Origin of the sequence: Deinococcus fonticola (assembly GCF_004634215.1) — a bacterium.
Classification (GTDB): Bacteria; Deinococcota; Deinococci; order Deinococcales; family Deinococcaceae; genus Deinococcus; species Deinococcus fonticola.
Genome location: NZ_SMMH01000053.1, coordinates 1 through 12,851, shown reverse-complemented (window position 1 = coordinate 12,851; position 12,851 = coordinate 1). Strand labels below are relative to the sequence as shown.

Annotated in this window: 13 protein-coding genes and 1 pseudogene; 10 read left to right on the top strand and 4 right to left on the bottom strand. The window is 59.2% G+C overall.

Annotated features, from left to right (window positions below; genetic code table 11):
- Window positions 1-165: pseudogene (locus E5Z01_RS18040) on the top strand (IS6 family transposase); the annotation flags it as partial.
- Window positions 166-243: 78 nt separating this feature from the next.
- Window positions 244-513, top strand: coding sequence for a hypothetical protein (locus E5Z01_RS18035; RefSeq protein ID WP_135230638.1), 270 nt, complete (start codon window positions 244-246; stop codon window positions 511-513).
- Window positions 514-521: 8 nt separating this feature from the next.
- Here the strand turns inward: E5Z01_RS18035 and E5Z01_RS18030 are convergent, their stop codons facing one another.
- The 3 genes from E5Z01_RS18030 to E5Z01_RS18020 all read right to left on the bottom strand — a co-directional run bounded on the left by E5Z01_RS18030 (window position 522) and on the right by E5Z01_RS18020 (window position 2,679).
- Window positions 522-833: a hypothetical protein gene (locus E5Z01_RS18030; protein WP_135230637.1), complete on the bottom strand. Its 312-nt coding sequence runs from the start codon at window positions 831-833 to the stop codon at window positions 522-524.
- Window positions 830-1,432 carry a ParA family protein gene (locus tag E5Z01_RS18025; RefSeq protein ID WP_135230636.1) on the bottom strand — a complete coding sequence of 201 codons (603 nt, stop codon included), beginning with the start codon at window positions 1,430-1,432 and terminating at the stop codon, window positions 830-832. The genes E5Z01_RS18030 and E5Z01_RS18025 overlap by 4 nt, the downstream gene beginning before the upstream one ends.
- Window positions 1,433-1,887: 455 nt before the next feature.
- Complete coding sequence (locus tag E5Z01_RS18020) at window positions 1,888-2,679, bottom strand: metallophosphoesterase (protein WP_167758006.1); 792 nt, start codon at window positions 2,677-2,679, stop codon at window positions 1,888-1,890.
- Between the two features lie 129 nt (window positions 2,680-2,808).
- Here E5Z01_RS18020 and E5Z01_RS18015 point away from each other — a divergent pair, with 129 nt between their 5' ends.
- From E5Z01_RS18015 to E5Z01_RS17990, 6 genes are all read left to right on the top strand, one after another.
- Window positions 2,809-3,624, top strand: coding sequence for a CAP domain-containing protein (locus tag E5Z01_RS18015; RefSeq protein WP_135230634.1), 816 nt, complete (start codon window positions 2,809-2,811; stop codon window positions 3,622-3,624).
- A 167-nt stretch (window positions 3,625-3,791) separates the two neighbouring features.
- Window positions 3,792-4,181 carry a hypothetical protein gene (locus E5Z01_RS18010; RefSeq protein WP_135230633.1) on the top strand — a complete coding sequence of 130 codons (390 nt, stop codon included), beginning with the start codon at window positions 3,792-3,794 and terminating at the stop codon, window positions 4,179-4,181.
- A 56-nt stretch (window positions 4,182-4,237) separates the two neighbouring features.
- Entirely contained in the window at window positions 4,238-4,612 is a 375-nt protein-coding gene (locus E5Z01_RS18005; RefSeq protein WP_135230632.1) for a helix-turn-helix domain-containing protein, read from the top strand.
- A 34-nt stretch (window positions 4,613-4,646) separates the two neighbouring features.
- Window positions 4,647-5,084 carry a hypothetical protein gene (locus E5Z01_RS18000; RefSeq protein WP_135230631.1) on the top strand — a complete coding sequence of 146 codons (438 nt, stop codon included), beginning with the start codon at window positions 4,647-4,649 and terminating at the stop codon, window positions 5,082-5,084.
- Between the two features lie 187 nt (window positions 5,085-5,271).
- A complete protein-coding gene (locus E5Z01_RS17995) occupies window positions 5,272-5,982 on the top strand; it encodes a hypothetical protein (protein WP_135230630.1) in 711 nt (236 codons plus the stop codon).
- Window positions 5,983-5,992: 10 nt separating this feature from the next.
- On the top strand, window positions 5,993-6,622 hold the full coding sequence (locus tag E5Z01_RS17990) for a hypothetical protein (RefSeq protein WP_135230629.1): 630 nt from the start codon (window positions 5,993-5,995) through the stop codon (window positions 6,620-6,622).
- Window positions 6,623-6,733: 111 nt separating this feature from the next.
- On the opposite strand, the gene E5Z01_RS17985 is transcribed toward E5Z01_RS17990, so the two are convergent.
- Window positions 6,734-7,318 (bottom strand): hypothetical protein, encoded by a 585-nt coding sequence (locus E5Z01_RS17985; protein WP_135230628.1) that lies wholly within the window; start codon window positions 7,316-7,318, stop codon window positions 6,734-6,736.
- Window positions 7,319-7,786: 468 nt separating this feature from the next.
- On the opposite strand from E5Z01_RS17985, the gene E5Z01_RS17980 reads away from it, so the two are divergent.
- Together E5Z01_RS17980 and E5Z01_RS17975 are read left to right on the top strand one after the other, a co-directional pair.
- Window positions 7,787-9,019 (top strand): hypothetical protein, encoded by a 1,233-nt coding sequence (locus E5Z01_RS17980; protein WP_135230627.1) that lies wholly within the window; start codon window positions 7,787-7,789, stop codon window positions 9,017-9,019.
- Window positions 9,020-9,693: 674 nt separating this feature from the next.
- Entirely contained in the window at window positions 9,694-12,741 is a 3,048-nt protein-coding gene (locus tag E5Z01_RS17975) for a PKD domain-containing protein (RefSeq protein WP_167758005.1), read from the top strand.
- Window positions 12,742-12,851: the final 110 nt, after the last annotated feature.

Sequence of the window (12,851 nt, the reverse complement as noted above, 5' to 3'; positions counted from 1 at the left end):
ATCGGATTCAAAAGACGACGACGAACTCAGGAATTCCTCGCTCTGCACGCCCGCACTGCCAATCTTCATCGCCAGACCAGAACCACAGTCCCAGCCAGTCAAAGACGAGTGAATCAGACCTCCGCAATGCGGGTATGGCATGAAGCGTTGCAACAAGCAGCCTGAAACTCAGGCTGCACTTCGGGTCGTTTTACCTCGGCGAAGTTAAGTTGCCAGAACCCACTGGGGAATTGGCTCTCAGATATGCACGTCCGTGCGGTGCTAGACGCCGAGCAGCATGCCAGACTGCTCCACAGCATCGAAAACCGGTCACTCAGCGGGTTCGAGCGTGACCCCATCCTGAAAGCCATCGTGACTGACCTGGGGCGCGTGCGCACGGAGGACAGCGCAGCAGCCCTGGAGGCCTTCCTGGTGGACGGTAGCCTGCTGCTGGATCTGCCAGAGGCTCAGGTCACGCCGCAAGTCTTGCAGGTGGCCGACATCGTGCTCATCGCCTACGAGTGGCTGGTGTAAGGATACCGCTACCGGTTTTTCCTGACTTCCAGCAGTTCCTCGTGCCAGCGCTCGACCATCTGCGGATCTCGCAGCATCCGCACGAACGCCGCTACAGCGTCCTCAGTGGTGACCCGGCGAATCCCGGTGGCCGTCTCGGCGGCCATTTTCGCGTACTGAAATTCTTTGAAGAGACTGTCCGGCACCCTCCCCCCCAGCATGCGCGATGGCCCACCAGGCGCGGCCAGTTCCTCTCCCCTCCCCTGCTGCGGGGTCTCTTCTTTTTCTTGACGGCTGTCATCGAGGCCCTGCGCGGCCAGCGCAGCAAACTTGTTGGTCATGCCAGCAGCTCCCTGAGCGCCGTCTCGTAATCCAGCCAGGCCATCTTGCCAGCCGTGTTCCCCACCCGGTGCACCAGCACACCCTGACCGCTGGCGTGGCGGAACGCCACGGTATCCCGGATGGTCTGCCCCAGGACACGCAAGCCCAGCCCTTCCAGGGCTTCCCTCGCTTCCCTGGTGGCGGTGCCGACCCGCGTATCCATGGTCAGCAGCACCGCCAGCCGCTCCCGGGGCACCCCCGCCCGGTCAAGGACACCCACCGTCTGGGCCAGGCCACTGACCGCCTGCGCTTCCGGCACGGCGGGAAGCACGATCTGCGAGACGTTGCGGCCCAGAGTCGTGATCTCGGCTTCACTGGGGTCGGCCTGCGAGTCAATCACCACCGCGTCGTATTCCCCCACCCGCATCAGGCCGCCCACTCCATCCACCTCGAAGGGCATGCCGCCCTGCCGGGCCCAGGTCGTCGCGTATCCCCGGTCATCGCCATCGATCAAGAGGGTGTGCTGGCCCTGATAGGCCAGGTGGGCCGCGAAGTGAATGGCGGTGGAGGTTTTCCCCACGCCACCCTTGCGCGACATGATCGCAATGCGGGGCTTCATCCTCACCAGTCTACCGGTCTTCTTTGCTGTATTCCTGTATTCCTACATTTCTACTTTGCTACAAACCTACAAAAGATTCTGACATAAGGTGGCATTCAAGGGCAGCGCGGCGGCAGGGCGGGCGTACACAATGCCGTATCGCTACATTCCTACTTTGCTACAAAGGCGCCCTGGGGGCCAGACTTTCTTGCTGCCTGGAGGGGCCAGGTTGACCGCCTGCGGCGAGCCGCGTGACGCCCAGAAAAGCATCGGGCGATGCTCAGGCCGCAGGGCCGTCCTTGACGGGGCATCAGCGTCCAGTGGAATGTCAGGGAGCGCGGGCGCGGGCGGGGGACAGTCGGGCGGCAACCTTGTTCAGCCTGCTCTGCCCCGTGCCGCGCCCCCCGCAGGCGCGGCCACCACCCGGCCACCTTGCTGCGACCAGGGCCACGCCACCCGGCCAGCGGGTGGCTGGCTTAACTGATGCCCTGGAGGATCACCTGGCGTTCGCCAGCAGGGGAGAGGTGCAGCACCGCCACTTTCCCCCGACCAGGGTGCAGATCGAGTTGAATGGCCGGGAGACGATCCGGCCCTGGAAGTTCCCTGACCTTCGCGGCTTCCATGTGCCCGTGCACGCTGGCCTGGAATCCAGTCGGCAAGGCGTGCAGGAAGGGTGGCTGCTGGTCTTCTCCCAGTGGATACCAGACCACCGGATCGAATTCGTCGGCAGGCAGCAGATGTTCAGGGCGGTCAAGTCCTGTGGCGACCCGGCCTGGTGCTGGTCGGGTGGCATGGGCGGCTAGCACTTTTCTTCCCTCCGGGCCGACCTCCAACCAGAGCCGGCCGTGTTCCCGGAGCCACTGAAGATCCTCCGCGAGAACACCCGCTTCCCCATGGCACCGCCAGCCGTAACTTGCGGCGGTCTCCCGGCCCCCGTTCCTCCACCAGATCTCCTGCATGCCCCAGTCACCATCGAGGATGGTGTTACAGGCCAACACTTCGTGATTTCCCAGCAGCACGGAAGCCCTTCCCTGTTGATGGAGTTCCCGCACCTGTCGGAGAACTTCTCTGGAATCATCGGCCACGCCTCTTTCCCGGTAGTCCCTGCGGGCGGTGCGGCGGCGTGGACTGTCGTCGATCAGGTCTCCCAGGAAGATCAGGTGCGCTTCCGGAAAGCGCCGGGCCACCGCGAGGGCCGCCTGAAGGCGCGACAGGTGCCCGTGGATATCTGGAATGAACAGGTATTCCCCTGCCTTTTCGTTTCTCACCAGCTTCTCCTCACCCACCAGGGAAATCGCCGACAGACTGCTGCTCCCAGCCCAATCACAGCTTACCCAGCTTCCAGGTGCGGGAAAGTGCAAGGCACTGGAGAGGAACAAGATTTATCGTCAGAAGTCATGCCATCTCACGCGCGGCGGATCACGCTTCTCCTGACCCTTACTTCCTTACCTGTGGCCCATGCCCAGGTGTCTGCCGCCGACAAGCTCGACCGCACGGTTCAGGCGGCCTTCGGGAAATGCGGCGTCAGGCTGACCCTGAGCGGGCCACTCAACCAGGCCGCCCTTGACCAGCTGAAGGGGTACTCGACCCAGGACGCCCTGGCCAGGCAACACTATCGGGCAAAGACGGCCAACGGCGTGCGCGTCACCTACAACGGTGACCAGCAGTGGATCGGGCGCAGCCTGCTGGAGCGCTGCGGCTCCTTTCAGGAGTTCACCGAATATGGCCTGGCCACCGACGGGATCAAAGCCGCCATCGTCTTTGCCCGTCCCGCCTGGGTCGATCTCTCCCGGCGCTGGCAGGAAGACTTCCTGGCGGCCACCAACAAGGCCCGCTTTCAGGGACAGAAATGTGGCGGCGTGCTCATGAATGCGGTGCCGCCGCTGAAATGGGACACCAGGTTGGAATCAGCGGCGGCCAGACATGTACGGGACATGATCACCCTGGATTTCAGGGGACACGTAAACCCCACCGATCACACCAGGGCGCAGCAGCGTGCCGAGCAGTTCGGCTTCGTCGGCACGGCAGGAGAAAACATCGCCTATGGCCCTTTGACGGCCCAGGAAGCCGTCAAGCAACTGCTGACCAGTCCCGAGCATTGCAAGAACATGATGGACTCGCACTGGACTCATTTTGGAGGTGCGGTAGGCAATGGCACTGAGAAGACCATCTTTGCGACTTACTGGGTGCAGGTCTTCGGGCGGTCCCGTTGATGTCGTGACTGCTGGAGCAACTCGGCACCGGGCAGGCGCTCACCATCCTGTCTGCCGAACAGGAACTCACGATCCAGGAGGCCGCCGACCTGTAAGTGCAGACAAAAGCCAGGGGCTGAAGTTCAGGCCAGGTTGCTCACCTGGTGTGTTTACCTTAAAGTGAACACATGCCGCGAGTGTTGCAGGTCAACACACCCGATGGGACACAGTCCCTGGTGGTGCGCGACCTGCTGGCCATGCGAGCGGCAGGTCAGCGGGCCGCCGTCACGGCCATCATCCGGATGGTGCGCGACCTGAAAGCATCGGGCCGGGATTCTCGCTATGCCCTCCCTCTCAAGGGGTTGCCCCTCTGGGAATTGAAAACCCGTTCACGGGGTGGCGAGAAGGGTGGGGCGCGGGTGTACTTCTTCTGGCGGGTGGATGGGGTTCCGGTGCTGTGTGGGGCTGAGGTCAAGGACGACGACGAGGCCAGCCGTCACTTGCTGATGGAAGCCTTGCGGGCTTACCGGGACTACACAGCGAAACGGCAGGAAGAAGGAAACGGGGGTGAGGAATGAAAACGGCGCAGGAGTGGCAGAGAGAATTGAACTTAGACGGTTTGCCAGATGCTGAAATGCTGGCACTACTGAACGAAGTGGCCGGGATGGGAGACGTCCCCGTACCTGCCGAGGGCAGCGCCGCCGCGCAGATGGTGTCAGAGCTGGATGTGGACGGCCTGGAGGGGCACATCGAGGAGCTGCACACTGCCAAGACGATTGGGGCCGCTCTGGGAGCTATGCGGGGCGCGAAGCACCTGGGCGTGCGTGAGATGGGGCGACGGCTGGGGGTACAGGCGTCGGCGGTGGTCAAGATCGAAAAAGGCGAGAACGCGGAACTGCTGACCGTGGCGCGGTACGCGACAGCGGCAGGCTACCGGGCCAGATTAATTCTGGAACCCGAGAATGGGAGCGGCCCAGTCATCAGCACAGCCCTGAATACCGGAAGCTAAGGATGGAGAGAGGTCGAGGTGACATACTTCCAGTATGGAAAACCAGCCCTATAAGCCCTTCACCAACTACACCGAACTGAAAGAAGTTCTGCCCCAGTTTCCAGACGATAAGCAGTACGCGGCCTATATGCGAATCAAGAGGGCTATTCGAGAAGGACACTGGCGGGCTGTCCCGACGTTTGAATGGGTAGACATTCCCAGAAAGGGTGGGCCGCTGCGAGTTCCCAATCTGCTGATCGAAGCCGTCTTTGACGCCTGGGTGCGGGATACTTTGGCCGACTTGTCGGGCAAGAAGAAGAAGTACCACCCACACGCTGTAACACCCGAACAACTGGCAAGCGGCCAGGTGAGCTTTGACGAGATGGCTCAGAAATACATGGAATCGTTGCAGCCGAAGCGTAAGAAGCGGAAAGCCAGAACCCAAAAGGCCGAACCGACCCAAAAAACCGACCAACAAGCCCCCACAGAGTAACTCCCCAGATGCAAACGCCCCAGCAAAAGAGTGGTGGCAGTGAGCGGCGAATCTTTGGCCCCTGTTGGAGATTACGCAAGATTAGCACTGTCGTGCATCTTGCCTCAGAAACATCGTTTCTGAGGGGAAAAACCGCCAGCACTATTACTTTTAATTCGTGCAACTCTAAAATGGCATAAACTCAAGCATGACAAAGACCGCAGGAAGACCCCGACAGAAGCCTGTGCGCGTGACGGTGACACTTGAGCCACACCACGCCGCAGAACTGGAGCTCATGGCGAAAGAAGCGGGGGTAAAAATCTCAGCGTACTGTGCCAATGTCCTAGAGCGGTACAGCCTTCAAGACCGTCGGGTGATGACGACAGATATTCTCAAACTGTCTTTTGAGAAGCAAAGCGAGACACTGCGCGAAGAAGTCCGGGTGGCCCTGAATGAACAGTTCAACCGGGTACGCTCACTACTGGCCAGAACGAGCATAGAGAGTGGAGCAACCCGGCAGATGGTCAATCTGCTGATGCAAAAAACCTGGGACAAGGAAAAGAGCAATAAATACTATGACCTCGCGTGGAACTACGCGGTTCACTATCTGAAAGAACCGACACCGCAGATACGCGCCGCTATTCAGGAACTTTCTAGCAGCATGGCCCACGATGACCCCACGTTGCTGATGAAGGTTAGAGAGTCAACCGACCAAATGACCAAGAAGATAGAGCAGGTGGACGCACTGACGGCCCAGGTGCAACAACTTCAACAGCAGCAAAATCAAATCGTGCAGGTGTTGAACAGCCTGAACCAGCAAATCAAGTCCATGCAGAATACGGTGACCAAAGCGGTAGACCGACTGGACGACACCGAGGAAGAACTGAGGAACAAGCCCAAAGGCTTGTTTGGGCGCTGAGATGGCCCGCATGGGCAGCACGCAGCGCGTGGTGCGGTCTATTCCAGACCGCAGCGGGAACAACTACACCAAGACCAGCAACGGCGGGAAGGCCAGGGCGGGGAGCGCGGTGAAGTACATGGACGAGAAGGAGCGCACCCAGCTTTACAAGCTGGAAGATGGGCGCTTTTCAGAGACTGACCGACAGGAGGCGGTGGCCCGCATCGAGGAGACGGAGACGAAGTACCAGCAACACCTGACCTTCACCACGCAGCTCCCAGGGGAAGCGGAGATTGACCAGAGACAAGCCGCGCAGCTTGTGGCTGAAGCAGTGCAGGAGCGGCGACCCGATGCTGAAATCTACGCGGTAGCCGTCCATCAGCAGGAAGGGGGAAATATCCATGTCCACGTCTGCTTCGGGACGGACACGACACTCAGAAGGGGCGCTGAAGGCGACCTGGTTCACTTCCAGCACCAGGCGTACGGGCTCGAACAGCAGCTCGGCCGGGAACTGGGCCTGACTCATGACCGCGACGACGACCAGCAGCAACAAAAACACCCCGGCGGGAAACCGCTGGAACTTGACCCAGAGGACTTCAACCTGGGTCAGCAGAAACAGCGCCAACAGGAACGGCAACGCGACCACGGCATGGACTACTGAGGGTCAGCATAAAGGGGGGGGGCCGGAGACCTTGTCCCTTCCCTCTTTGCTGACCTCCTGATGGAAACAGCTTTCTGCGGTTGATCCGACATTTTGGAGACTGGAAGACTTCTATCTGAAGCGCCGTTGGGGGCGTGCAGGTGTCAGGAAAACAAGGTAAGGCTGCCAGAGGCCACCTTTTCTCCCCCAGCGCCATTCACCCTCGTCATTAAACCTCAGGTGCCGCTGCCTGTCCCAGCCTTCTTCATCATCTTCCACGTGGATGATCGGTTCCAGCGTGAAGCCAGCACTGGAGTAGTTCACGATGAGCTGCCCGCCCTGGCTGGGCCAGTTCAACTCAGCGGTGGCCGCGCTGTACCACTGCAAGTCATGCCACCCCTGACGATCCACCGTGACGAACTGCGATTCAGAAAGGCTCACCTGTTGCAGGCAGTGGGCCGCCCAGCGCCGGAGCCAGAATCGGGGCTGCTGGGCAATCTGGGTCAGATTCCGCCCAATCAGCTCGCGTGGAAGCTGTTCCTCGCCCTGAAAGGGCGAGAAGGGCCAGTCATCGAGCACCTGAAGCGGAATCAACGCCTGACGCCGGGCCAGCAACCGCTCCTGGGCCAGTTGTAAGGCCTTCCCTTCCTTCTCAGGGTCAGGCGTGGATGGCGGTGCTTTCAGGTTTTGGCTCGTTCTTCTGGGGGTTTTGGGCATGGCCTCTCCTGAGTGTTTTCTGGAGCGGTTGGCAGGAAATGAGAAGAAAGACGGAAAAAGCGACCCGAAGGCCGCTTTGATTTCTCAATTATAGGGCGATATGCAGGCAAAATCAATGTTATGCGTTTTGGTCTTTTTCTGCCGTCCAGAACAGTAAATTTTCGAATGAAGCGAAACAGGTAGCACCCCGACTCGCGCCGGGGTGCTACTCTGAAGCTCGAAGTTTGGCTAGGTGGTCTCGCAAACCCCTAACCTGACTACCCCAACACCCAAGGACATCGCCAGATGAAAAACCTAGAGCAGGGCAGCCCTATCCAAATAGTAGGGCAAAACGCCCACATATTTCTAGATACCGACACAATTAAGACCCCCCTCACCCCCAGTCAGGCAGACCGGGCCGCTCGATTTCTGGCGATGCTCACGCCGGAGGCCGCGCCTGGTGCGCTAGTTGGTGCAGTTTCAGCAAGCGTGCCGGGGGTGACTGAACGGCAGCCCATCCCCTCCCAGGAAGGCCAAAGGAAGCCCAGGGAGGCCACTTCAAATCCCGATGAGGGGACTCGTACCCCTGCCGACTGGCTGGCCCGCGAGTGTGCAGAGCTGGCGGAGATCGTCGAGAACCTGGAGGCCGAGAGAGTGGCGCAGCATATCGAGGGAATACCCGCCAGCCTGGAGGAGGCGCAGCGCCGCTTACACGCCGCGCAGAGCGCCCGCGTCCACATTCAGACCATCGCAGCCACCCTGGAACCGACCAAGCGTCTGGCTGCCGACGAGGTGGCCGGGGCCGAACGGCTGGAGAAGCTGCGCCCGAAACGCGGCAAGGGAGCCGGGACAGAGGGCGCGATCCGACTGTGGCGGTTACTGCACCTGCTCGCCGTCTACAAAGCTGAGCGCAGCGACCATAAACCCAACGCCGCACAAGAGACCGTACACACCGCCAACGAACTCCTAGCGGCAGCGCTGCGGGTCGATCCCAAGACCATTGAGCGATGGAACGAGCAACTTCAGGGCATGGGCTTGATCGACACCCGCGAACATAAGGGTGAACACCTGAATACCAGCACAGGGGAGCTGGAAACCCGCAACACCGGGACGGTGTATGCCGTGGCGTTGCAACCCGGCCACGTCGCCCGCCTGACTTACGCCGACTTGCATTACCGTTACCGGAACCTGGACGCCGACCGGGCAGCAGGCCGCACAGCCTACCGCTACGCTAAACAGATCAAAGCCCTCTACAACGCAGAAAAAAATATGTCGGAGTCAAGTGCTTTTCCGGGAGGAGCCGCAGGCGACGCCGAACAAACCGCGTTTCGGGTCTGCCAGGCCTGGGCCGTTACCCCCGGAGGGGGCCAGGAATTCCTCGATCCCCGTTATTCTCTTGACCCCGACATATTCCGCGAAGATGAAAAAACCTCGATGCAATCAGTGATTTACGACCTTCCCCTGATTGCTGATGAAGCCGATCCAGACCGCCGCCGCGTCCTGGTTCACCACACGGCGGCCAGCATTGCTGCCGCCCTCGATGACGACCACAGCCGGAGCTACTACGCCGGGTTGATCTGGCAGGCCATTAAAGGCGGGTGGAAGGGACTACAGGCCCTCGCCGCCCAGCTTGCCCGCTTTGAGGTGGATCGCAGCGAGTGGGGCAGCCATATGCGGCACGCCCCGGCCCTGCTGACCAGTCGCACCAGAGCGACGGCTTAACCATCATCAACCACCGGAAGACGCTCGACTGCGCGCCGCGTGACCTTCGGCCAAACAGCAGCCCGAAGGCCCCACGACCCACCCCCAAGCGTTGAGAATGTCATCTAAAGAGTGTTAGGTGAGAGAAAGTCCTTTGGAATAGGGCTTAACGTAGCGAAGGAGCGAAATTGCACCAACTGCAATGAGTGGATGATGAGGGTATAGCTTTTCAGTGTGCAGAAACGAGGTTCCTGTAACGAGAAACCGTCTGCGACTCGAATTCAACACTGTTTCACAGGTCATAAATCGGGTGTGCTTAGGGGCTAAGCGTAGGTTCCTGTTTGACGTCTCGTGCGAGGCCAAGTAGACGCTGGTCAAGACACCAGACAGACACTCCATTAATACTTTATTAATAAACTAGGGGTATATGAGCCGAATATGACAGGAGGATGAAAACCACATTCGTATCTTGGGTTGAACGACGTTCAACTCCTGCTGTCCCTAACGAAATTTCCGTAGGCCCACTCCCAGGAGTTCTCCGTTCCATCCTCAAGGGAGTCACTATGTCACGCCGATCCATTCCCCGGAAATTTGCCCTCGCCTCCACTTTGATGACCGTTCTGCTCGCCAGCTGCGGTCAATTTTCCCCATCATCCACTGCGCCCACAGGGAAAGCCGCGTTACCGCCTTCTTCGTTGAAAACCGGGCAACCCTACCCCATCCCCAGAACGAACAAGCTCAGGGGACAACAACTCACCGCGCCCTTCTGTGACGACTTCAATTCGTTCAATACCAATCTATGGGAAACCTACAAAGTGAACGCCAACTGGCGTTCCCTCAACAGCGCTGGCACCTTCGAACCCAGCAACCTGACCGTCGAGAACGGTTACCTGGTCATGAAACTCAATCAAGAGAGTGGCGACGTGAAGAGCACGACCACCCCCGCCGTTTACCGGAGCGCGGTGTTCCGCTCAGTGGCGGCCATGGGCTTCGGCACTTACGACTTCTGGATGCGTCCCGCCAGCACCTCCAAAAATCCCGCCGTCCCAGGCGCACGTGCTAACGGCACGCTCGCTGACGTGAACCTCTATGGGGAGACTGATGACACCGACAGCAACCTGCTGCCAGATACGCTGATTGAACTCCGTTACGGCTACAGCATCCCTGATTACCTGCTGTACACGACGCTGCGCACCAATCAGCCCGAGAACAGCGTCGGGGTTCATACCGGCGTCAATATGGCGCAAGGATTCCAGCACCACCAGTGGGTATGGACGCCCACCAGTTTGAAGATGTATGTCGGTGGCAAACTGGTGCGTGAGGAGACTGACCCGTCCAAGGTGCCGCAAGTGGCGGCCAACCTGGCCATGCATTTGATGCCGACCAACCGGCCAGACCTGGGAACGAACTTGGCGGGAAACAAGGCCCCGCGCTACACCATGGTGGATAAATTCTGCTTCACTCCCAAGGGCGCACAGGACTTTATGATAACCCCCAGCGCCCCGGTGCTGGGACAGGCCACCACCCTGGACGCTTCGGGCCTTGCCGGAACCGACTTCAAGTGGTTTGTCGGCACCACCCAGATTGCCAGCGGGCAGAAAACCACGTACACCTTCCCGACCGCCGGTTCCTTCCAGGTGAAATTGACCTACACCAACCTGAGTGGTGAAGCCAAAGTTGTGACCAGAGATGTCACGGTCAGCGGAACGAATGACGATGCTGTACCTATCCCACCGGACATGACGTACGGTTCACCGATTGCACTGGAATTCCCGGTGTTCACAGCAGATGATACGGCTTACTTCGACATTTACCGCCTGGGTGATGACGCGTACACCGGGAAGAACTTCCGCTGGAACTTCGGGGATGGCACCACGGCCACTGGGGACGCGGTTAAGCACGATTACAAGACGCCAGGCACGTACACGGTCACGCTGAATTACGAGGATGCCAAAGGCACCACCAAGACATTCAAAACGCAGGTGGCCGCCATCAATGTGGCAAAACTGGTCGACAAGGGTGGACGCAGTGACTCCCTGACCGCCAAGTTTGATGCCGGTGAAGAGATTCCAGGCCTGACCTACGAGTACACCCTGGAAGACAAGGACAATCAAACGGCGACAAAGAATGGTTCTAAGGTCTCTCATACCTACGCTGGCATCGGCACCTTCGATTACACCCTGACCATTCGTGATAACCGGGCCGCCACCCTGGGTCAACAGAGCCTGAACAGAGGCAAGATGACCGCCCAGGCCGCCGAACCAAACCGCGTGATCTTCAAGAAAACTGCCTGGCATACCTTCTGGCAACGCGCTCCGAAAGCGGAACTGACCTGGACAGGATCAGACCTGGCGGGTGCGCCCCTGTCAACCATTGGCGTGGGGCAGTCCAGTGCCACCGTTCAATTCAGTGCGTTTTACTCCAAGGATGATCCACGCAACTTCCAGTCCTTCGACACCGATCTGAAGTACGAGTGGAATTTCGGTGACGGGACAACCTCCACTGAACGTGACCCTAGCCACACCTACACCCTGACCAAGCCTTTCCTCGTTACGCTGACGGTCACGAACAAGTACGGCCTGAAAGACACCAAGCGGGTCTGGTATCACATTCGAGACTTCCGGTACGACACCACCCTCCGTACCGAGTACCCGAACGGCACCATCACCCCAGCAGCCACAGAGAGTCCAAAACTGGAAGCCCAGCGTGTCTTCGTGATTTCAGGCTCTCCAACGGACATTGACTCGGAAGCTTACCTGCCGTGGGTCTTGCCGAATGCACACAACATCAAACGTGGTTCGCATTACCCCATCGGTGCTACAGGTGACCGAACTATTTCCTTCTGTAACGAGTACAAGTTGTACGTGAACGGTGGTGAACGGTACCCGTGGTACCTGGAACAAGGCCAGACGATGCCTGACCCGAACATCCTTGATCCCATTCCCACCATGCCCGCCGCGCAATTCTGCCAGGCCATGGTGATGGTTCCAGGAAACATCGGCGCATTGCGTAAATCAGGGTGGAACACCATTGAGGTGTACAGCAGTCGCGGTTCAAACCGCACCTCCGTGAACACCTTCCACCACTTGAACGTCCCCAGGGTCATGGTCACGGTTCTGCCCGATGAACTGATTCCTGGTGAGCAGGCCAGCCCGGTGATCAACTCTTACCATGCCTTCAACCCAGACACACAAGTTGAAGAATTGATTGTGCGCGTCAAAATTCGCAAGAGCGAAGTGCTGGACGGCAACATCAAGTTCAAAGTCCCCGTGTACGCCGTGGATTCCACCGGGAAGAGACAGATTACCGTGGACGGCGCAATGTACGCCCGCTTCATGAATTACAGCGAAAGCAACGAACCCGTGATGTTCGTGGACGGCATGGCCGAAATGCCCGTGAGCCTGAACGCCAACATGTTCGGCCCCGACGGGCAGGAAATTGATCTGACGAACATCAAGTACCTCAGCAGTAAGGGCGACTGCGGGTACGGCGACGGCCCCCTCGCCAATGCTGCCAAGCAAACCGTCGCGGGTTGCTCGCACGACAAAGCCGTTTATGCCTACCCCACCTCGAACGCCCCAGTGGATGTCCCGCAGATGCCTGAGTACTTCAAGAAACGAATGAAACTCGGTAATCACGTGTTCTACGGCACCACCAAGGAAGAACAAGCCGAGAAACTCAGAGAAGTGCTTGACCAGCACAAACGCAACACCCTGGAAGCCATTGATACGGGACTAAAGTGATAATCAACTATGCGAGCTGCCCAGTTGACCACACACCGCACGACCGATGAGCTGGAACAGGCGTACCGAGCTGCCACGCGACCCGTCGAACGCTCACGCTGGCAACTTCT

What these genes read in the sequence shown, in the direction of transcription:
- E5Z01_RS17990 (WP_135230629.1), top strand. Translation starts at nt 5,993, where the DNA reads ATGGGCAGCACGCAGCGCGTGGTGCGGTCTATTCCAGACCGCAGCGGG.
- E5Z01_RS18010 (WP_135230633.1), top strand. Translation starts at nt 3,792, where the DNA reads ATGCCGCGAGTGTTGCAGGTCAACACACCCGATGGGACACAGTCCCTG.
- E5Z01_RS18005 (WP_135230632.1), top strand. Translation starts at nt 4,238, where the DNA reads ATGCTGGCACTACTGAACGAAGTGGCCGGGATGGGAGACGTCCCCGTA.
- E5Z01_RS17995 (WP_135230630.1), top strand. Translation starts at nt 5,272, where the DNA reads ATGACAAAGACCGCAGGAAGACCCCGACAGAAGCCTGTGCGCGTGACG.
- E5Z01_RS18000 (WP_135230631.1), top strand. Translation starts at nt 4,647, where the DNA reads ATGGAAAACCAGCCCTATAAGCCCTTCACCAACTACACCGAACTGAAA.
- E5Z01_RS18030 (WP_135230637.1), bottom strand. Translation starts at nt 833, where the DNA reads ATGACCAACAAGTTTGCTGCGCTGGCCGCGCAGGGCCTCGATGACAGC.
- E5Z01_RS17985 (WP_135230628.1), bottom strand. Translation starts at nt 7,318, where the DNA reads ATGCCCAAAACCCCCAGAAGAACGAGCCAAAACCTGAAAGCACCGCCA.
- E5Z01_RS18015 (WP_135230634.1), top strand. Translation starts at nt 2,809, where the DNA reads ATGCCATCTCACGCGCGGCGGATCACGCTTCTCCTGACCCTTACTTCC.
- E5Z01_RS18035 (WP_135230638.1), top strand. Translation starts at nt 244, where the DNA reads ATGCACGTCCGTGCGGTGCTAGACGCCGAGCAGCATGCCAGACTGCTC.
- E5Z01_RS18025 (WP_135230636.1), bottom strand. Translation starts at nt 1,432, where the DNA reads ATGAAGCCCCGCATTGCGATCATGTCGCGCAAGGGTGGCGTGGGGAAA.